15 protein-coding genes are annotated in these 18,017 nt (G+C 71.6%); 7 read left to right on the top strand and 8 right to left on the bottom strand.

The window, feature by feature from the left end:
- The first annotated feature begins 18 nt into the window (after positions 1-18).
- A complete protein-coding gene (gene lexA / locus ACIRSS_RS01245; protein ID WP_049878229.1) occupies positions 19-678 on the top strand; it encodes a transcriptional repressor LexA in 660 nt (219 codons plus the stop codon).
- A 358-nt stretch (positions 679-1,036) separates the two neighbouring features.
- Here lexA and ACIRSS_RS01240 read toward each other — a convergent pair whose 3' ends face one another.
- From ACIRSS_RS01240 to ACIRSS_RS01230, 3 genes are read right to left on the bottom strand one after another with little or no spacing between them, the layout of a single operon-like run.
- The gene (locus ACIRSS_RS01240) at positions 1,037-2,050 is read right to left on the bottom strand and encodes an esterase-like activity of phytase family protein (RefSeq protein WP_400889286.1); all 1,014 of its coding nucleotides are present in this window, start codon (positions 2,048-2,050) and stop codon (positions 1,037-1,039) included.
- A 53-nt stretch (positions 2,051-2,103) separates the two neighbouring features.
- The gene (gene hflX / locus ACIRSS_RS01235; RefSeq protein ID WP_400889283.1) at positions 2,104-3,561 is read right to left on the bottom strand and encodes a GTPase HflX; all 1,458 of its coding nucleotides are present in this window, start codon (positions 3,559-3,561) and stop codon (positions 2,104-2,106) included.
- A 42-nt stretch (positions 3,562-3,603) separates the two neighbouring features.
- Positions 3,604-4,107 carry an ArsR/SmtB family transcription factor gene (locus tag ACIRSS_RS01230; protein ID WP_400889280.1) on the bottom strand — a complete coding sequence of 168 codons (504 nt, stop codon included), beginning with the start codon at positions 4,105-4,107 and terminating at the stop codon, positions 3,604-3,606.
- Positions 4,108-4,171: 64 nt separating this feature from the next.
- On the opposite strand from ACIRSS_RS01230, the gene ACIRSS_RS01225 reads away from it, so the two are divergent.
- The 3 genes from ACIRSS_RS01225 (at position 4,172) to ACIRSS_RS01215 (ending at position 8,971) form a co-directional block, all read left to right on the top strand.
- A complete protein-coding gene (locus ACIRSS_RS01225; RefSeq protein WP_400889277.1) occupies positions 4,172-5,425 on the top strand; it encodes an MFS transporter in 1,254 nt (417 codons plus the stop codon).
- A gap of 9 nt (positions 5,426-5,434) precedes the next feature.
- Positions 5,435-7,948 carry a valine--tRNA ligase gene (valS, locus tag ACIRSS_RS01220; RefSeq protein ID WP_400889274.1) on the top strand — a complete coding sequence of 838 codons (2,514 nt, stop codon included), beginning with the start codon at positions 5,435-5,437 and terminating at the stop codon, positions 7,946-7,948.
- A 72-nt stretch (positions 7,949-8,020) separates the two neighbouring features.
- Positions 8,021-8,971, top strand: coding sequence for a hypothetical protein (locus ACIRSS_RS01215; protein WP_400889271.1), 951 nt, complete (start codon positions 8,021-8,023; stop codon positions 8,969-8,971).
- A gap of 5 nt (positions 8,972-8,976) precedes the next feature.
- On the opposite strand, the gene dapF is transcribed toward ACIRSS_RS01215, so the two are convergent.
- Together dapF and miaA are read right to left on the bottom strand one after the other, a co-directional pair.
- Complete coding sequence (gene dapF, locus ACIRSS_RS01210) at positions 8,977-9,804, bottom strand: diaminopimelate epimerase (protein WP_400889269.1); 828 nt, start codon at positions 9,802-9,804, stop codon at positions 8,977-8,979.
- A 10-nt stretch (positions 9,805-9,814) separates the two neighbouring features.
- A complete protein-coding gene (gene miaA, locus ACIRSS_RS01205) occupies positions 9,815-10,726 on the bottom strand; it encodes a tRNA (adenosine(37)-N6)-dimethylallyltransferase MiaA (protein WP_400889266.1) in 912 nt (303 codons plus the stop codon).
- A 219-nt stretch (positions 10,727-10,945) separates the two neighbouring features.
- On the opposite strand from miaA, the gene ACIRSS_RS01200 reads away from it, so the two are divergent.
- Together ACIRSS_RS01200 and ACIRSS_RS01195 are read left to right on the top strand one after the other, a co-directional pair.
- Positions 10,946-12,259 carry a DUF349 domain-containing protein gene (locus ACIRSS_RS01200; RefSeq protein WP_400889263.1) on the top strand — a complete coding sequence of 438 codons (1,314 nt, stop codon included), beginning with the start codon at positions 10,946-10,948 and terminating at the stop codon, positions 12,257-12,259.
- Between the two features lie 1,007 nt (positions 12,260-13,266).
- The gene (locus tag ACIRSS_RS01195) at positions 13,267-13,695 is read left to right on the top strand and encodes a hypothetical protein (RefSeq protein ID WP_400889260.1); all 429 of its coding nucleotides are present in this window, start codon (positions 13,267-13,269) and stop codon (positions 13,693-13,695) included.
- On the opposite strand, the gene ACIRSS_RS01190 is transcribed toward ACIRSS_RS01195, so the two are convergent.
- Together ACIRSS_RS01190 and miaB are read right to left on the bottom strand one after the other, a co-directional pair.
- Positions 13,692-14,165 (bottom strand): hypothetical protein, encoded by a 474-nt coding sequence (locus ACIRSS_RS01190; protein WP_400889258.1) that lies wholly within the window; start codon positions 14,163-14,165, stop codon positions 13,692-13,694. The two genes, ACIRSS_RS01195 and ACIRSS_RS01190, sit on opposite strands and share 4 nt — an antisense overlap.
- Positions 14,162-15,655 carry a tRNA (N6-isopentenyl adenosine(37)-C2)-methylthiotransferase MiaB gene (gene miaB / locus ACIRSS_RS01185; RefSeq protein WP_400889255.1) on the bottom strand — a complete coding sequence of 498 codons (1,494 nt, stop codon included), beginning with the start codon at positions 15,653-15,655 and terminating at the stop codon, positions 14,162-14,164. The genes ACIRSS_RS01190 and miaB overlap by 4 nt, the downstream gene beginning before the upstream one ends.
- Before the next feature lie 76 nt (positions 15,656-15,731).
- Between miaB and ACIRSS_RS01180 the strand changes: the two genes are divergently transcribed.
- Complete coding sequence (locus ACIRSS_RS01180; protein WP_400889252.1) at positions 15,732-16,883, top strand: SMI1/KNR4 family protein; 1,152 nt, start codon at positions 15,732-15,734, stop codon at positions 16,881-16,883.
- On the opposite strand, the gene ACIRSS_RS01175 is transcribed toward ACIRSS_RS01180, so the two are convergent.
- Complete coding sequence (locus tag ACIRSS_RS01175; RefSeq protein WP_400889249.1) at positions 16,864-17,961, bottom strand: FAD-dependent oxidoreductase; 1,098 nt, start codon at positions 17,959-17,961, stop codon at positions 16,864-16,866. The genes ACIRSS_RS01180 and ACIRSS_RS01175 overlap by 20 nt on opposite strands.
- Positions 17,962-18,017 lie beyond the last annotated feature (56 nt).

The following is an 18,017-nucleotide window of genomic DNA, read 5'->3' as shown; positions in this document are numbered from 1 at the left end:
GGGGGCAGCGTGCACTCCATGCCCGAGGTGTACGACGTGGACGAGACCCTCACCGTCCGCCAGCAGCAGGTCCTCGACGTGATCCGGTCGTGGGTGAGCCGGTTCGGCTACCCGCCGAGCGTCCGCGAGATCGGCGAGGCGGTGGGGCTGACGTCGACTTCGTCGGTCTCGCACCAGCTGCGTGCGCTGCAGCGCAAGGGGTACCTGCGCCGGGACGCGAACCGGCCCCGCGCGGTCGGCGTGCTTTCGGCGACCGACGACAACCCCATGGGCATCGAGATGGACCAGCAGCCGGTCATGCCGAAGGCGGCGTACGTGCCGCTGGTCGGCCGGATCGCCGCCGGTGGCCCGGTGCTGGCCGAGCAGGCCATCGAGGACGTCTTCCCGCTGCCGCGGGAGATCGTCGGCGAGGGCGAGCTGTTCCTGCTGAAGGTCACCGGTGACTCGATGATCGACGCGGCCATCACCGACGGCGACTGGGTCGTGGTCCGCCAGCAGCCGGACGCGGACAACGGTGAGATCGTCGCGGCGATGATCGACGGCGAGGCCACGGTCAAGACGTTCAAGCGCAAGGGCGGCCACATCTGGCTGATGCCGCACAACGAGGCGTACGAGCCGATCCCCGGCGACGACGCCACCGTGCTCGGCAAGGTCGTGGCGGTCCTCCGGCGGCTCTAGAAGAGGTATCCCGGGCTTTCGCACGGCCCGGGAGGTTCACCGGATCGGATGATCTTCGGCCGTGGGGAGCCGAGATCCGGGAGCAAGCCCGGCCGCGGTGCGGCGGGTGGACGGGAAGCCCGGCCCTGTCCGCCGCTGCACCGGTCGAGGTTTCCTTCGTGCGGTGCGCAGGACTGCGCGGCCCGAGCGGCCGCGCCCCGCACCGCACGAAGGGCGATCCTTTGTGGACGGCACTAGGGCGCCGACGGAACACTCACGGCGCGCAGGCGGAACGGTGGCGCCACGCAGGCGGAACGCTCACGGCGCGCCGGTCGCGCCACGCAAGCAGACCGATCGCGATGCCAAGCGAGCCGCGCACTCAGCCCCTCCGGCGGCGCAGCCTGCTGAACCCGAACCACCCGAGCCCCACCACGGCCACCGCGATCCCGGCCGCCGGCAGCACCGGCACTCCCCCACCGTCCGAACCGGACCCACCACTGGCGCTCGACGTCGGCTTCCCGTCGGACGAACGCGCGGCCGAAGCCGCCAGAGCAGCCGCCCCGCGCACCGCGCGGATCGGCTCCCCCACCCCTTCGCTCCCCGACAGCAACGTCCCGTCGGGGTCGAACGCGATCGCTTCGCCCTGCTTCTCCCCCGGCAACGGGATCCGCACCGGCGTCCGCTGCAACGCGGCCAGCACATCGCCGTCCGGGGCCGGGTACACATACGCGTCCGTGTAAGTCCGCAACGCCACCACCGTGCCGTCGGCCGAAGACGCGCCGCCCGTCACCAGCACCGAGCCGATCGCCCCCACCGGGCCGCCCTGGGTGTCCGTCGTCGCGATCTTCACCGTGCCGACCTTCTCCAGGTTCGTCGGCCCCGGGCTCCCCAACGGCCCCTGCGGCCGGTACACGCGGGCCTCGCCGAGGATGTCCTTGGTGATCAGGTACGGCGTCCCCGCCTTGTCCATGATCAGCGCTTCGGTGTCGTGCTGCCCGTCCGGGTACGTGAGCCGGTGCAGCGTCACCTTGCCCGCCGGGCTCATCTCCAGCAGGGCGACCGTCAGCCGCCCCTTCTGGTTGTCGCCCGTGTCCGACAGCCACAGCGTTCCGTCCGGGGTCCGGGCCAGGTCCTCGACGTCGAACGGGTCCGTGCGATCCGTCAGGACCTTCTGGACCTTGCAGTCCCGCCCGAGCACGAACACCTGGACCTTGGTGCCGCCGTCGTTGATCGCGTACATCCGCGAACCGTCGGACACCAGGCCGGACAGCTCGCCGATCCGCGAGTCCTTCACCGTGCACAACGGCTCCGGAGCGGCCGGAGCCGCCGAAGCCGGGACAGGGCCGCCGAGCACGCCCCAAGAAACTGCCGCAAGAGCGACCACCCAGCGCACCCAGCCACCTCCGTAGTGTGCTTTCCCCTCGGAAAGCACACTACGGAGACGTGTCAGGCCCGGGTCGAGTTGGTCTCGTAGTCGCGCAAAGCCGCCGCGAGGTCCGGGCGGACCCGCACCAGCAGGCGCGTGCCGTCCGCGACGTGCTCCTCTTCGAGCACCTCGCCGTCCGCGTGCGCCCGCGCGACCAGCTCGCCGCGCGTGTACGGCACCAGGACGTCGACCGTGACCTCCGGCCGCGGCAGGCGGTCGGCGATCACCTCGACGAGCTCCGCGATGCCCGCCCCGGTCCGCGCCGACACCGGCACCGAGCCGGCCAGCGCGTGCCGCAGCCGGGCGAGGCTGACCTCGTCGGACGCGTCGATCTTGTTGATCACCAGCAGCTCCGGCGGGAGCGGCTCCTTGCGCTTGCGGGTGATCTCGCCGAGCACTTCGCGCACGGCGCTGACCTGCTCCTCGGGCGCCGGGTCGGACCCGTCCACCACGTGCACGAGCAGGTCCGCGTCCGCGGCCTCCTCCAGCGTCGAGCGGAACGCGTCGACCAGCTGGTGCGGCAGGTGCCGCACGAACCCGACGGTGTCGGTCAGCGTGTAGCCGCGCCCGTCCGCGGTCTGCGCGCGCCGCGTGGTCGGGTCGAGGGTGGCGAACAGCGCGTCCTCCACCAGCACCCCGGCCCCGGTCAGCGCGTTGAGCAGGCTCGACTTGCCGGCGTTGGTGTAGCCGACGATCGCCACGCTGGGCACCTCGTTGGCCAGCCGCCGCCCGCGCTTGGTCTCGCGGATGGTGTCCATGGCCGCGATCTCGCGACGCAGCTTCGCCACGCGCTTGTTGATCCGCCGCCGGTCGGTCTCGAGCTTGGTTTCACCGGGACCACGCAGGCCCACGCCGCCGTTCGCGCCGCCGGCACGCCCACCGGCCTGCCGGGACAGCGACGCACCCCACCCGCGCAGCCGCGGGATCAGGTACTGCAGCTGGGCCAGCTCGACCTGCGCCTTGCCCTCCTTGGACCGGGCGTGCTGGGCGAAGATGTCGAGGATCAGCGCGGTCCGGTCGATGACCTTGACCTTCACCTTCTCCTCGAGCTGCCGCAGCTGGCCGGGCGAGAGCTCGCCGTCGCAGATCACCGTGTCGGCGCCGGTGGAGGAGACGATGTCCCGCAGCTCCTTCACCTTGCCCGAACCGATGTAGGTGGCCGGGTCCGGCTTGGGCCGCCGCTGGATGAGGCCTTCGAGGACCTCCGAGCCCGCCGTCTCGGCCAGGCGCGCCAGCTCGGCCAGCGACGCCTCGGACTGCAGGGCCGTGCCCTCGGTCCACACGCCGACCAGCACGACGCGTTCCAGCCGCAGTTGCCGGTACTCGACCTCGGTGACGTCCTCGAGCTCCGTGGACAGTCCCCTGACCCGGCGCAGCGACGCCCGGTCCTCGAGCTCCATCTCACCCGTCGACGGGTCGCCGTCGTACAGCTCGTACTGCTCGTCGTCGTGGTCTTCGGTGTGTGTCAGTTCTGTCATCGTGCCTCCATGTTCCCACGTTTCGCCGCGGGAACCGAACTTTTACGTGCTGGGATAGGTGGCGAGGTAGATCGCGGTGCGCTCGGCGCCGGGACGGCGGGGGCGCGCGCGGAACTCCTCGAGCAGGGCGTTGAGCCGCGTTTCCAGCTCGGCCCGCTCCTCGGGGGCCACCTGGACGACCAGGCGCGACTGGTGCACGCCGTCGAATCCGGTCTCGGCGATCTCGGCCAGATAAGCCTCGAGAACCGCCTGTTCCACGCCCTTGTCACCGCATGAGTCGAGTGTCCACGAAAGCCCCGTCGAAAGATACGGGATTTCCTTGGCCCCCCGGGTCCCGCGGCGCGGTGGCTGCGCGGCGAGGAAGCCGGTCTCGACGAGCCGGCGGACGTGGTGCAGCGTCGTCGCCGGATCCCGGCCCAGCCGCTGCGCGAGCTCCTTGTTCGTCAACGCCTCCGAAAAGGTCAACCGGATGATGCGCAGCCGTATTCCGGAGGCCAGCGCGGCAGCCTCGGCTTCGGTCGCGGCACGTCGTTTCGCGGGGAGCACGCCGGACAGCTTAGAGCGAACAGTGATTGACACTTTCCAATCACTCGGTCCAGACTCGGGAACCATGCACCGGGGGTCACTCTTCCGTCACGCCGACTTCAGGCGGCTCTTCGCCGGCGACACGGCCAGTCAGCTCGGCGTGTTCGTCGGGAACACCGCCGTCCCACTGCTCGCGGCCGTGACATTGGCCGCGACGCCGTTCGAGATGGGTCTGCTCACCGCGGCCGAGACGCTCGCCTTCCTGCTCATCGGGCTGCCCGCGGGCGTGTGGGTCGACCGGATGCGCCGCCGCCGGGTCATGCTCACCGCCGACTTCACGCGGGCGGCGCTGCTGCTGAGCGTGCCGGTCGCCTGGTGGGCGGGGGTGCTGACGCTCGCCCAGCTGCTCGTCGTCGTGTTGTTCGTCGGCATCGCGACGGTGTTCTTCGACATCGCCTACCAGTCGTACCTGCCCTCGCTCGTCGGCCGGGAGCACCTGCTCGAGGGCAACGCCAAGCTGCAGGCCGTCCAGTCGACCGCGCAGATCGCCGGGCCGAGCGCGGCCGGCGTGCTGGTCCAGCTGGTGACCGCGGCGAACACCGTGCTGGTCACCGGCCTCGGCTTCTTCACCTCGGCGCTGTGCCTGCTGCGGATCCGCGCGGAGGAACCCGCGCCGCGGCGCGACGGCCACGCCCGGCTGCTCCCGCAGATCGCCGAGGGCCTGCGGTTCGTCTTCTCCGACAAGCCGTTGCGGGCGATCGTGGGCACGACAGCGACGGCGAACTTCTTCAACGGCGCGTTCATGGCCGTGTACGTGCTGTTCCTGACCCGGACCGTCGGGCTGCCGCCGGCCGCGGTGGGCGCGCTCATGGCGGTCGGCGGGGCCGGCGGCATCCTCGGCGCGGTCTGCTCGGGCGCGGTCACCCGCCGGGTCGGCCAGTCCCGCGCGATCTGGCTGGTCCCGCTGGTCACCGCGCCCGGCTACCTGCTGGTCCCGCTCGCCGCGCCGGACTGGCGGCTCGGGCTCTCCGGGCTAGGGCTCGTCGTCAGCGGGTTCGGGATCATCATCTACAACATCGCGCAGGTTTCCTACCGGCAGGCGATCTGCCCGGACCGGCTGCTCGGCCGGATGAACGCGAGCGTGCGGTTCGTCGTCTGGGGCACCATCCCGCTCGGCGGCCTGCTCGGTGGCGCGCTCGGCGAAGGACTCGGGCTGCGCGGCGCGATGTGGGTCGCCGTCACCGGCGAGGCCGCCGCGGTCCTGTGGGTCGTGTGCTCGCCCTTGCGGCACCTGCGCGACCTGCCGACCGAGGCGAAAAGCGATTCCGCGGCCGCCTAGAGTTGCTTCATGAGTACCCCATACGAGCGCCCGAGAGTCCCGGACAAGGTCGGTGTCGACGGTCTGGAGGCCAAGTGGGTACCCGTATGGGAATCCACCGGCGCCTACCGCTTCGACCGCACCAAGACGCGTGAAGAGATCTACTCGATCGACACTCCGCCGCCGACGGTCAGCGGGTCGCTGCACATCGGGCACGTCTTCTCTTTCACCCAGACCGACATCCTCGCGCGGTTCAAGCGGATGCGCGGGCTCGAGGTGTTCTACCCGATGGGGTGGGACGACAACGGCCTGCCGACCGAACGCCGCGTGCAGAACCACTTCGGCGTCCGCTGCGATCCTTCGCTGCCCTACGACCCGGACTTCCGCGCCCCGGAGAAGCCGGGCAAGAACGTGGTCTCGATCTCGCGGCGCAACTTCGTCGAGCTGTGCGAAACCCTGACCGAGACCGACGAAAAGGTCTTCGAAGAGCTGTGGCGACGGCTCGGGCTGTCGGTCGACTGGACGATGACCTACCAGACGATCGGGCACGACTCGCGGCTGATCTCGCAGCGCGCGTTCCTGCGCAACCTCGAGCGCGGCGAGGCGTACCAGGCCGAAGCGCCGACGCTGTGGGACGTGTCGTTCCGGACCGCCGTCGCCCAGGCCGAACTGGAGGACCGCGAACGCCCGGGCGCTTTCCACGACCTGGCGTTCACCGGCCCCGACGGCGCCGACGTCGTGATCGCGACGACCCGGCCGGAACTGCTGCCCGCGTGCGTCGCGCTGGTCGCGCACCCGGACGACGAGCGGTTCAAGCCGCTCTTCGGGAAAACCGTGCGGACGCCGGTGTTCGGCGTCGAGGTGCCCGTGGTGGCCCACCACCTGGCGGACCCGGAGAAGGGCCGCGGCATCGCGATGGTGTGCACCTTCGGCGACACCACCGACGTCACGTGGTGGCGGGAGCTGCGCCTGGCGACGCGGGTGGTGCTGGGCCGTGACGGCCGCTTCCTGCCCGACGCGCCCCACGACGTGCCCGCGGAGGCGTACGCGCCGCTGGTGGGCAAGACCGTCCACACGGGACGCGAGATCATGGTGCGCCTGCTGCGCGAAGCCGGTGCGCTGCAAGGTGAACCGCGGCCGATCACGCACTCGGTGAAGTTCTACGAAAAGGGCGACAAGCCCTTGGAGATCGTCGCCAGCCGGCAGTGGTACCTGCGCAACGGCGGCAACGACGAGGAGTTCCGCGCGCGCATGCTGGCCCGCGGTGAGGAACTGAACTGGGTGCCGAAGCACATGAAGGTGCGCTACTCGTCGTGGGTGGAGAACCTGGCCGGCGACTGGCTGGTCAGCCGCCAGCGGTTCTTCGGCGTGCCGATCCCGTTGTGGTACCGGCTCGACGCGCACGGCGAGCCGGACTACGACGCCCGCCTGCTGCCGGAAACCCTGCCGGTCGACCCGAGCAGCGACGTCCCGCCGGGCTTCACCGAGGAGCAGCGCGGTGTCCCGGGCGGGTTCGCCGCCGACCCCGACGTGATGGACACCTGGGCGACGTCGTCGCTGACGCCGCAGATCGTCGGCCGGTGGAGCCTCGACGACGACCTGTTCGCGCGCGTGTTCCCGATGGACCTGCGGCCCCAGGCGCACGAGATCATCCGCACCTGGCTGTTCTCGACGGCGGTGCGCGCGGAGCTGGAGCACGGCGTGCTGCCGTGGCGGGAGGCGTCGATCGCGGGCTGGGTGCTCGACCCGGACCGCAAGAAGATGTCGAAGTCGATCGGCAACGTGATCACCCCGGTGGACCTGCTGGAGCGCTTCGGCTCGGACGCGGTGCGGTACTGGGCGGCGAGCGCGCGCCCGGGCGTCGACACGGCGGTGGACGAAGGCCAGATGAAGGTCGGTCGCCGTTTGGCGACGAAGCTGCTCAACGCGAGCCGGTTCGTGCTCGGCCTCGGCGTGCCTTCTCCTTCCGCGGTGGCGGTGGAACCGCTGGACCGGGCGCTGCTGGCGTCGCTTTCGGCCGTCGTTTCGTCGGCGACGACGGCGTTGGAGGCGTTGGACTACGCGCGGGCGTTGCAGGTGACGGAGACGTTCTTCTGGACTTTCTGCGACGACTACGTGGAGCTGGTGAAGGGCCGCGCGTACGGCGACAGCGGTCCCGAGGGAGCTTCGTCGGCCCAGGCGGCGCTGGTGACGGCGTTGTCGGCGGTGCTGCGGCTGTTCGCGCCGTTCCTGCCGTTCGCGACCGAGGAGGTCTGGTCGTGGTGGCAGGAGGGCTCGGTGCACCGGGCTCCGTGGCCGGTTCGCGAGACCGTCGACGGAGATCCGGAGCTGCTTTCGCTGGCGGGTGAGGTGATCGCGGCGGTGCGCCGGGCGAAGACGGACGCGAAGGTGTCGATGCGGACCGCCGTCGAGACGCTGACGGTGACCGGACCGCCCGACCTGCTGGCCCGGTTCGCGGCGATCGAGCCGGACATCCGCACCGCGGGCGCGATCGCGAACGTGGAGACGCGCGAAGGCGACTTCTCGGTGCAAGCGAAGATCTGACGCCGGTGGGCCCGGCGGAATTCCTGCCGCGGAAACGGGAATTCCGCCGGGTCGGACCGTTAATCTCTCGCCATGAGTACGGATGCGCCGGGCGGGGAGCGTCCCGCGGCGACCGGAGACGAGTTCGTGTTCGCCGCCGCTGACCTGCTGCGACCGTTCCGGCCCCTGATCCAGCCGGCTGCGGCCGAGCTGTCCCCCGAGCCCACGCAGCAGCTGGCGGACTCCATCGGACGCGCGATCGACGGGTTCTGGCCCTGGGTCGAACGAACGGCCCGGGCCTCGGGCAAGAGGGTCGACGAGCTCCACCGGCGGGCCGCTCCGCCGAACTGGGTCTCCGACGGCAAGGCGGACGTCGACTACTTCGCGGCCGTCCGGCTCTCGTTGGCGCACGGCGTTCCCCTGGCCTGGGTGCCCGACCCGGAAACCGTCAAGCTGCTCCTGGCCGCCCACGACGACGAAACGGTCTCGGTCCACGCCGTTCTCGACGACCGCCGCGAGCCGATCCTCGACCACTGCGACAGCCGCCTGGACGAGGTGGACCGGGGCCCCGCGGCGGCACCGTCGGTCCGGGTCGCCCGGGAAGCGGTCCAGGCACTTCGTCTCGATCTTCCGGCACCGGCTCAGTCGGCGGCCGCGAACCTCATCGACGAGCTCGCCCGCGCCGCGTTCACGATCGTCTACGGCGATCGGCACAGCCACGCCCCGACGCTGAGCCGCGTCCAGACGTTGTCCGAACGCGCCCGCAGCGCGGGGTTGTCCTTCTTCGCTTCGCTCGGCATCTTGCGCGAACTGGCCACCGTGATGCCCTTGCTGAACGCCATGACACCGTGGTCGCCGGGCGGCGGCGCGCCCGCCCCGGCGAGTTTCAGCCGGCAGGTGACCATCCACCACATCACCGCGCCGGGCCAGGTCACGCGCACCAACGCGCTCGTGGCGGTGCTGACGGCCGTTTCCTTGCTCTGCCAGGAGCACGACTCGCACTGGCACACTTGGAAGATCCTGAACGCCCTCGAAACCGGTTGACGCCGTCAGGAGCCGGCGGCGGCCCACCAGGCTTCGTCGATCTCGCCGCGCGCCACGATCTCCGCGGGGCCCGACAGCGTCGACGCCCCGCGGGACACCGTCACCGACACCCGGCCGCCCGGGATGTCCACTGTGGACGCTCCCGTGTCCGTGCCCGCCAAGTGGAACGCCGCCGCGACCGCGGCGACCGTGCCCGTTCCGCACGCCCGGGTCTCCCCCACGCCGCGCTCGTGGACGCGCATCCGCAGCGCGCCCTCGCCGAGGCGGTTGACGAACTCGAGGTTGACCCCGTGCGGGAAGACGTCGTGGTCGAAGTCGGGCTGGTCGCGCAGGTCCAGGTCCGCCACGTCCTCGTCGATCAGCGACACCAGGTGCGGGTTGCCGACGTTCACCGCGACGCCCGAGAACGGCCGGCCGGCCACCACGGTCACCGACGTGCCGGTGATCGTCGCCGGCCCCATCTGGACGGTCACCGAGCGGTCCGGGTGCACCACCAGCGGGCGGTCGCCCGCGCGGGTGCCGATGACGAACTCGCCCTCGCGCTCCAGGCCCGCTTCGACCAGGTAGCGGGCGAAGACGCGGGTGCCGTTGCCGCACATCTCGGCGATCGACCCGTCGGCGTTGCGGTAGTCCATGAACCACTCGCCCGCGGACGGCTCGTCGATCGCCGCGGCGCGGACGACGCGCAGCACGCCGTCGGCGCCGAGACCGCGGTGGCGGTCGCACAGCGCGGCGACCCGGGCTTCGGTCAGCTCGAGACGGCCCGCCGGGTCGGGGAGCAGCACGAAGTCGTTCTGCGTGCCGTGCCCCTTGAGGAACTCGATTCCGCCCATAGGGGCAAGATTACCGGGCCAGGGTATCCAGGACGCGCGCGGCCAGTCCCGGATCGGCGCCGTCGAACCAGTGGATCCGCTGGTCGCGCCGGAACCAGGAGCGTTGCTTCCGGACGAACCGCCGCGTCGCCTGCGCCGTCGCCGCGGCGGCCGCCTCGAAGTCGCCGTCGCCGTCCAGCTCGGCGAGCACCTGCTGGTAGCCGAGCGCCCGCGAAGCCGTCTTCCCGTCCCGCAGGCCGCGCTTCTCGAGCTCGCGCACCTCGTCGACCAGACCGGCCTCGAACATCCGCCGGACGCGCTCGTTCACGCGCTCGTCGAGCTCCTCGGGCGCCCGGTCGACGCCGATCACGACCGTGCCGTAGCGGGCCGGCCCCGGCTTGGGCAGGTTCGCCGAGAACGGCTCACCGGTGATCTCGATGACCTCGAGGGCGCGCACGATCCGGCGGGTGTTGGTCGGCAGGATCGCCGCCGCGGCGGCGGGATCGCGTTCACCCAGCTGGGTGTACAACGCGGGGGTGCCGAGCTGCTCGGCCTCCGCGTCGAGCCGGGCCCGGATCGCCGGGTCGGTGCCGGGGAACCGCAGGTCGTCGAGCACCGCCTGGACGTAGAGGCCGGACCCGCCGGCCAGCACCGGCACCTTGCCCCCGGCCAGGAGCCGCTCGATCTCGGCCCGCGCGTGCCGCTGGTAGGCCGCGACGGACGCCGTCTCGGTGACGTCCAGGACGTCGAGCAGGTGGTGCGGGACGCCGCGGCGCTCGGCCTCGGTGGCCTTCGCGGTGCCGATGTCCATGCCCCGGTAGAGCTGCAGGGCGTCGGCGTTGACGACTTCGCCGCCGAGTTCGAGGGCCAGCTCCACGGCGAGCGCGGTCTTGCCGGTGGCCGTCGGCCCGACCACGGCGATCGGGGCGACGAGGCTGTTCACGGCGGCTGACGATACCGGCGGGCCGACACGGAGCGTCCACCGGAAGTAGGATCACGTGCTTCTAGTGGCTCATCCGGTACCACGGTGCGCGCTGAGCTGCTTGAATGCCGCCTAGGGGCCGTAGCATCCGAGCACGGCCCGTGACGACCGCATTACCCGGCCCCGCTTCCGCGGCGGGGCGCCCGCGCGAGCGGGCGTACAGGCGATAAGGAGCCTGCGATGGCCCAGGAGAACACTTCCACCGGTACCCCGGCCCCGCACCCGGTGCCGCACGCGCTGCACGCCGGGCACGCCGCCCCGCCCGTGCCGCCCGCCGAACCCACCCCGTCGACCTGGGGCCGGATCGACGACGAGGGCACCGTCTACGTCATCACCGCCGAGGGTGAGCGCGCTGTCGGCGTCTGGCAGGCAGGCAGCCCCGACGAGGGCCTGGTGCACTACGCCCGCCGCTTCGACGACGTGCGCACCGAGGTCGAGCTGCTGGAGACCCGGCTGGTCTCCGGCGCCGGCGACCCGAAGCACGCGCTCTCGAGCGCCACCCAGATCCGGGACAGCCTCGCCGAGGCCGCCCTGGTCGGTGACCTGGCCGCGCTCGCCGCCCGGCTGGAGTACGTCATCGGGCACGCCGAGAAGGCGCTGGCCAGCGCGAAGGCCGAGCGCGAGGAGGCCCGCGCGGCCGCCGTCGCCCGCAAGCAGGAGCTGGCCGAAGAGGCCGAGAAGATCGCCGCCGAGTCCACCCAGTGGAAGGCGGCGGGCGACCGGCTGCGCGCGATCCTCGACGAGTGGAAGACGGTCAAGGGCGTCGACCGCAAGACCGACGACGAGCTGTGGAAGCGGTTCTCCAAGGCCCGCGAGGCGTTCAACCGCCGCCGCGGGTCCCACTTCGCCGAGCTGGACAAGCAGCGCGCGTCGGCCAAGCAGCGCAAGGAAGAGCTCATCGCCGAGGCCGAGGCCATCAGCGAGTCCGAGGACTGGGGCGAGACGGCGGGTCGCTACAAGGACCTGATGACCGAGTGGAAAGCCGCCGGCCGCGCGCCGAAGGACAGCGACGAGGCGCTGTGGCAGCGGTTCCGCGCGGCCCAGGACAAGTTCTTCGCCCGCCGCTCGGCGGTGTTCTCCGAGCGCGACGCGGAGTTCGCGACGAACGCCTCGCGCAAGGAAGAGCTGCTGATCGAGGCGGAGAAGATCGACGCGTCGGCCAACCTGGAGGCGGCGAAGGGCGCGCTGCGGCGCATCCAGGAGCAGTGGGACGAGATCGGCAAGGTCCCCCGCGAGCGCATCCGCGAGCTGGACGGCCGGCTGAAGGCGGTCCAGGACGCGGTCAAGTCGGCGGAGGACTCCCGCTGGCGGAAGACGGACCCGGAGGCCCAGGCGCGGGCGGCGCAGTTCCGCGAGCGGGTGGAGCAGTTCGAGTCGCAGGCCGCGAAGGCCCGGGCGGCCGGGGATGAGCGGCGGGCCAAGAAGGCCGAGGAGCAGGCTGCTCAGTGGCGTGAGTGGCTGCAGGCCGCTGAGGCGGCGGTGGCGGACCGCTGAGGTTTCGGGCCGGCTTGGGGCTTTGCTGAGGTTTCGGACGGCTTGGGCTTTTGGGTTGGCTTGGGTCTTTCGGTCGCCCAGTCTTCCGGGCTTGAGCCCTGGGGGTGCTGAGCTTCCCGGACCGGCTTGAGCCTTTCGGTTGCTGAGCCTTCCGGGCTGGCTCGCGCCCTCCGGTGCCGAGCCTTCCCGGCTGGCTCGCGCCCTCCGGTGCTGCGCTCTCCGGACCAGCTCGGGCATTTCGGTTGCCGGGCCTTCCGGGCTGGCTCCTGCCCTTCGGTGCTGCGCTCTTCGGACCGGCTCGAGCCTTTCGGTTGCCGAACCTTCCGGGCTGGCTCCCGCCCTCCGGCACCGAGCCTTCCCGGCTGGCCCGTGCCCAGCGGCGCGGAGCCTTCCCGGCTGGCCTGGGCCCTCCGGTTGCCGAGCCCCGCGGTGCCGAGCCTTCCCGGCTTGAACCCTCCGGGGCCGGGCCTTCCCGGCTGGCTTGCGCCCGCCGGTTGTCGAGCCTTCCCAGGGCGGCTTGAACCCTCCGGCTCCGAGCGTTCCGGAGCGGCTTAGCCCCTCCGCTGGCCTCCCTTCCAAAGGCTCCCGCTTGCCGAGGCCGACTTGTCCACATCACGGCGGTGCTGTGGACAAGTCGGCCCTTCGGCCGCATTTCCGGCAGTTTCGTCGGTAGGCCCCGATAGGCTGGAAGCGGGGCAGCCCCCAGGGAGGGCGGGGTCTTGGAGGTCCGCGTCCGGCTCCCGCACCAACCCCGTCCTGCGGACCGCGGCGGGCGCCGAACAAGGCCCTGGCGGGGGACCACGGCCTTCCCGATCGCGTGAACTATCGCGAGAAGTTCGGCTGATCAACCCCAGAACCGCCCGGCAAACGACCGGAAGACTTCGCAAAGGGCCGCGCGAAGCCGTTCGGCAAGCGGACGGTTAACGCGTCACCCGAACCGGTCCCACCCGCTCCCCGGCCGGGGGTTTCCGGGCGCTTTCCCGCCCCGCCGGTGCTCCACTTCGATCATGAGCAAGACATCGAACCTCGTGTCCGCACTGGTCATCGCCTGCACCGTCGCGCTCGCCGCTCCGGCCATTGCGCTGGCGGCCTCCGGGCCGGCTCCGGCCGCCGTTCAAGGGCACAAGCACCAAGCCAAGCTCGAAGCCAAGGCCGACAAGTCGCGCGTCAAGGTCGGCGAAGAAACGAAGATCAAGGGCTCCTTCGCCGACCTCGGGGGGCAGGAGAGCGTCGCCGGTGGGGAACCCGTCATCGTGCAGCAGCTGCAGGCCGGCGTCTGGGTCAACCTCAGCACCGGCACCTGCCGGCCGAACGGGAACTTCGTGTTCAGCCTCAGCTTCAGCCTGCGCGCCACCCTGACCCTGCGCGTCTACCACCCGGAGACCGACCTCTACGTCAGCGCCGTCTCCAGTGTCTTCGGCGTCGTGGTGATCTAGGAGCGCGAGAACGCGGTCCGCATCCACGACACCGCGAGGCAGATCATCGCGATCCACGCGATGATCAGGCCGAACCCGGGTCCGCCGCCCGCGGCTCCGCTGGCGTGCGACGACTGCTGCGACCAGATCGCCAGCAGCCCGTCCACCGAGGCGAACCAGCCGCCGGCGGCGCACACCCAGGCCAGCCACCACCGGCGCGTCACCAGCGCCAGCGCCGACGCGAAGATGCCGACGCCGGTCGACGTCGCCGCGAACAGCTGCGGGATGCCGCCACCCTCGCCGGCCAGCACCTGCCAGCCCGCCTTGTCCCCGACCCACGGCAGGATCAGGCAGATCAGCAGCACGAACGTGAACACCGCGATGGTGAACCCGCGCCGGCCCAGCTCCACCGTGCGCGACGCGTGGTAGCCGACCTCGTCGATCTCGGCGGCCAGCTCGGCCAGCTCGCCGTTGCCCTTGGACTCCGTCACAGCGCACACCCGCTCACCGGCTCCGGCTGGGCGGCCGGGGCACCGAAGCCCGGCAGTCCCAGCGTGACGCCGCTCGTCTTCGGCTTCCGCCCGGCCTCCGCGTTGTCGCCGGCCCGCGTCCGCCGGTGGGACAGCAGGTCGCCGTCGGCCACCAGGTGGTGCGGCGCGCCGTAGGTGACGACCGTCTCGACGACGTCGCCCGGGCGCACCGAGCCGTCGACCGCCGCGCCGGTCGGCGTGAAGTGCACGAGGCGGCCGTCGCGCGCGCGGCCGCTCATCCGGTTCGTCTCGGCGTCCTTGCGGCCCTCGCCCTCGGCGACGAGCAGCTCGACCCGCCGGCCGACGATCTTCTTGTTCTCTTCCCAGGAGATGGCGTTCTGCAGCTCGACCAGGCGCTCGTAGCGCTCCTGGACGACCTCCTTGGGCAGCTGGTCCGGCATCGTCGCGGCCGGCGTGCCGGGGCGGATCGAGTACTGGAACGTGAAGGCGCTGGAGAACCGCGCCTGCTCGACGACGTCCAGGGTGGCCTGGAAGTCCTCCTCGGTCTCGCCGGGGAAGCCGACGATGATGTCGGTGGTGATGGCCGCGTCCGGCATCGCCGCGCGCACCTCGTCGAGGATCTTCAGGAAGCGCGCGGAGCGGTAGGACCGCTTCATCTCGCGCAGCACCCGATCGGACCCGGACTGCAGCGGCATGTGCAGCTGGTGGCAGACGTTCGGCGTCTCCGCCATCGCCTCGATGACGTCGGTGGTGAAGGACGCCGGGTGCGGCGAGGTGAAGCGGACCCGCTCCAGGCCGTCGATGGCGCCGGTCGCGCGCAGCAGCTTGCCGAAGGCGAGCCGGTCGCCGAACTCGACGCCGTAGGAGTTCACGTTCTGGCCGAGCAGCGTGACTTCGAGCACGCCCTCGGCGACGAGCGCCTCGACCTCGGCGAGGATCTCGCCGGGCCGCCGGTCGCGCTCCTTGCCGCGCAGGGCCGGGACGATGCAGAAGGTGCAGGTGTTGTTGCACCCGACCGAAACGGACACCCAGCTCGCGTAGGACGACTCGCGCTTCGCGGGCAGCGTCGAGGGGAAGGTCTCGAGCGACTCGAGGATCTCGACCTCGGCCTCGGCGTTGTGCCGCGCGCGTTCGAGCAGCGTCGGCAGCGACCCGATGTTGTGCGTCCCGAAGACGACGTCGACCCAGGGAGCGCGCTTGACGATCTCGCCGCGGTCCTTCTGCGCGAGGCACCCGCCGACGGCGATCTGCAGGCCGGGGTTGGCGACCTTGTCCGGGCGCAGGTGGCCCAGGGTGCCGTAGAGCTTGTTGTCGGCGTTCTCCCGCACGGCGCAGGTGTTGAACACGATGAGGTCGGGCTTGCCCCCGTGGTCGACGGGGACGTACCCGGCGTCCTCGAGCTGCCCGGCGAGGCGCTCGGAGTCGTGCACGTTCATCTGGCAGCCGAAGGTGCGGATCTGGTACGCCCTGGGTGCCTGTGTCTCGGTCATCGTCTCCCAGGGTAGACCCGCCCCCACCTGCGCCTCGGCGTCCCCTCCCGGGGGCTGTCCGTGGCAGAGTGAGCGGGTGGACTGGGGACCTCGGCTGCGCCGGTGGAGCGCGGAATGGATCAGCACCTCGGAGCCCGGCGAACTCGATCCCGCCGTGGCGCGCGACGGGTGGCTCGGGTTCGCCGCGGCGACCGAGGACGAAGTCGCCGCCGCCGAGGGGCGGCTGGGGGTGCGGCTGCCGCCGTCGTACCGGCAGTTCCTCCTCTGCACCAACGGCTGGCGGAACGCCGGCGGGTTCGTCTACCGGATGCGCGACACCACGACGGTCGGCTGGCTGCGCGACCTCGAGCCGTTCTGGGAGGAGTGGGACGACCTCGACGAGCAGGAGACCGAAGGCAACCGCTTCACGCGTGGCCTCCTGCTGTCCGAGGAGACCGACTCCGGCATCCTGTTCCTCGACCCCGCCGACGTCGACGAGTCCGGCGAGTGGGCCGCGTACAGCCTCTTTTCCTGGCGCGCCGAGCCGCCCACCCGGTTCGCTTCCTTCGCCGCGCTGATGGAGGACCTCTACGCCGAGTTCCACCAGATGCGCAAACCCGCCGGTGAGACGCGCGATGCGTGGGACGCCGAGGTCGAACGGGCTCGGCTGGCCGCGCTCGCCGGGGACGTCGATGCCGCCGCCGGGGTGCTCGCGCGAGCCGAAGACTTCGGCCGTGAGCGGGCCACCGTGCTGCGTGTGCAGATCCTGCTGCTGTCGGGCCAGTGGTACGAGGCCGGAATGCTGCTCGGCCGGCTGCTGCACCCGTCCTTCCTGCCGGACGGGTTCCTCACCGACCCGCTGTTCACCGAGGAACTGCTGCCGTACCTCTTCGACGACCACCTCCGCCGCGCGCGGCAGGGACGGCAGTCCGTGCTCCAAAGCGCGATGATCGGCGAGCGGCCGCCGATCATGGCCATGGTCGCCGAGCACGAACCCCGGTTCGCGCGGCCCGGCGAAGGCTTCGGTTACGGCAACCCGGAGTTCGACCGGCCGGTGCGCCAAGCCCGGGCCGCGCACGCGGACGACCCCGACGCCCTCTGGACCGCCATCCGGGCCGCGATGCCGCACTGGCGGCCGCGCACGCCGGAGCACATCGCCCCGGTCGCCCTGCTCGCCGACCCCGTCCTCGCCGCGGCGATCACCCCTGAGCGCGGCCGGGAACTCCTTACTACGCCCCGGCTCCCGTGAACATCGCCACCATGCTGTGGGGCGCCTCGGCGCCGAGCATGACCTCGTAGATGTCCTCCTCCCCCGCTTCGGCCGCCACGCGGGGGAACATCTGCTCCTCGTACTCCGCCAGCGCCCGCTCCGGGTCCTCCGGGTGCGAGGCGATCGCCTGCGCCAGGGCGGCGCCGTCCTGCATGGCCAAGTTGGCTCCCTCGCCGTTCGGGGGCATCAGGTGGGCCGCGTCGCCGATCAACGTCACCCCCGGGACCCGGTCCCAGCGGTGCCCGGCCGGGAGGGTGAACAGGCGGCGCAGCACCGGCGGCACGTCGCTGCCGGTGAGCAACGCCGTCAGCTCCGGGGCCCAGCCGTCGAACTCCTCGACGACGTCGCCGAGGGGCCAGTCCTCCGGTTTCCGCAGCTGCGCGTATGCGTGCAGCGTCCCGCCGCTTTCGCGGTGCGCCAGGATTCCCTTGCCCGGCGCCAGCGCGAACATCGAGCCCGCGCCGACCGCCTTCGCGGCGGCGGGGTGACGCGTGTCGGCGTCGAGCAGGAACGTCTCGACCACCGAAACGCCAACGTACCAAGGAACTGCGTCCGACAGCAGCGGACGCACCCGCGACCACGCGCCGTCCGCGCCCACGAGCAGGCTCGAGACCACGGTGGCGCCATCGGCGAAGCTCACCTCGTGACGGCCCTCCCCGAGGGGCCGCACAGCGGTGACCTTCCGTCCCCAGTGGACGGTCCCGGGTGGCAGGGAGTCGAGCAGCAGCTGCCGCAGTTCGCCGCGCTGGACCTCCGGGCGCTCGCCCGTTCCGTCGTCGGGGCGGTCCAGCAGCACCGTCCCGTGCCGGTCGAGGACGCGGTAGGACTCGCGGCCGGCCAGGACCAGTGCGCGGAACTCCGCCGTCAGGCCCGCCGCTTCGAGGGCCGGCTGGCCGTTCCACGGGTGGATGTCGAGCATTCCGCCTTGGCGGCGGGCGGCCGGCGACGCCTCCGCTTCGTAAACCGTCGCCGGGATGCCGTGGACGTGCAGGACGCGGGCCAGCACCAGGCCGCCGAGGCCGGCGCCGATGATCGTCACAGGTTTTTGGATCGTCATTCCAACGACGCTACCACGACTTTGGATCGGCGATCCAAACATGGCATGATGGGCCC

Origin of the sequence: Amycolatopsis sp. NPDC101161, from assembly GCF_044768185.1 — a bacterium.
Lineage (GTDB): Bacteria > Actinomycetota > Actinomycetes > Mycobacteriales > Pseudonocardiaceae > Amycolatopsis.
Note: the sequence above shows the minus strand (reverse complement) of the source record. Positions and strands in the feature narration are given on the sequence as shown.

Excerpts from the sequence above, each read along its gene's own strand:
- hflX (WP_400889283.1), bottom strand. The coding sequence starts at position 3,561 with ATGACAGAACTGACACACACCGAAGACCACGACGACGAGCAGTACGAG.
- ACIRSS_RS01175 (WP_400889249.1), bottom strand. The coding sequence starts at position 17,961 with ATGACGATCCAAAAACCTGTGACGATCATCGGCGCCGGCCTCGGCGGC.
- ACIRSS_RS01225 (WP_400889277.1), top strand. The coding sequence starts at position 4,172 with ATGCACCGGGGGTCACTCTTCCGTCACGCCGACTTCAGGCGGCTCTTC.
- miaB (WP_400889255.1), bottom strand. The coding sequence starts at position 15,655 with ATGACCGAGACACAGGCACCCAGGGCGTACCAGATCCGCACCTTCGGC.
- lexA (WP_049878229.1), top strand. The coding sequence starts at position 19 with ATGCCCGAGGTGTACGACGTGGACGAGACCCTCACCGTCCGCCAGCAG.
- dapF (WP_400889269.1), bottom strand. The coding sequence starts at position 9,804 with ATGGGCGGAATCGAGTTCCTCAAGGGGCACGGCACGCAGAACGACTTC.
- valS (WP_400889274.1), top strand. The coding sequence starts at position 5,435 with ATGAGTACCCCATACGAGCGCCCGAGAGTCCCGGACAAGGTCGGTGTC.
- ACIRSS_RS01200 (WP_400889263.1), top strand. The coding sequence starts at position 10,946 with ATGGCCCAGGAGAACACTTCCACCGGTACCCCGGCCCCGCACCCGGTG.
- ACIRSS_RS01215 (WP_400889271.1), top strand. The coding sequence starts at position 8,021 with ATGAGTACGGATGCGCCGGGCGGGGAGCGTCCCGCGGCGACCGGAGAC.
- ACIRSS_RS01195 (WP_400889260.1), top strand. The coding sequence starts at position 13,267 with ATGAGCAAGACATCGAACCTCGTGTCCGCACTGGTCATCGCCTGCACC.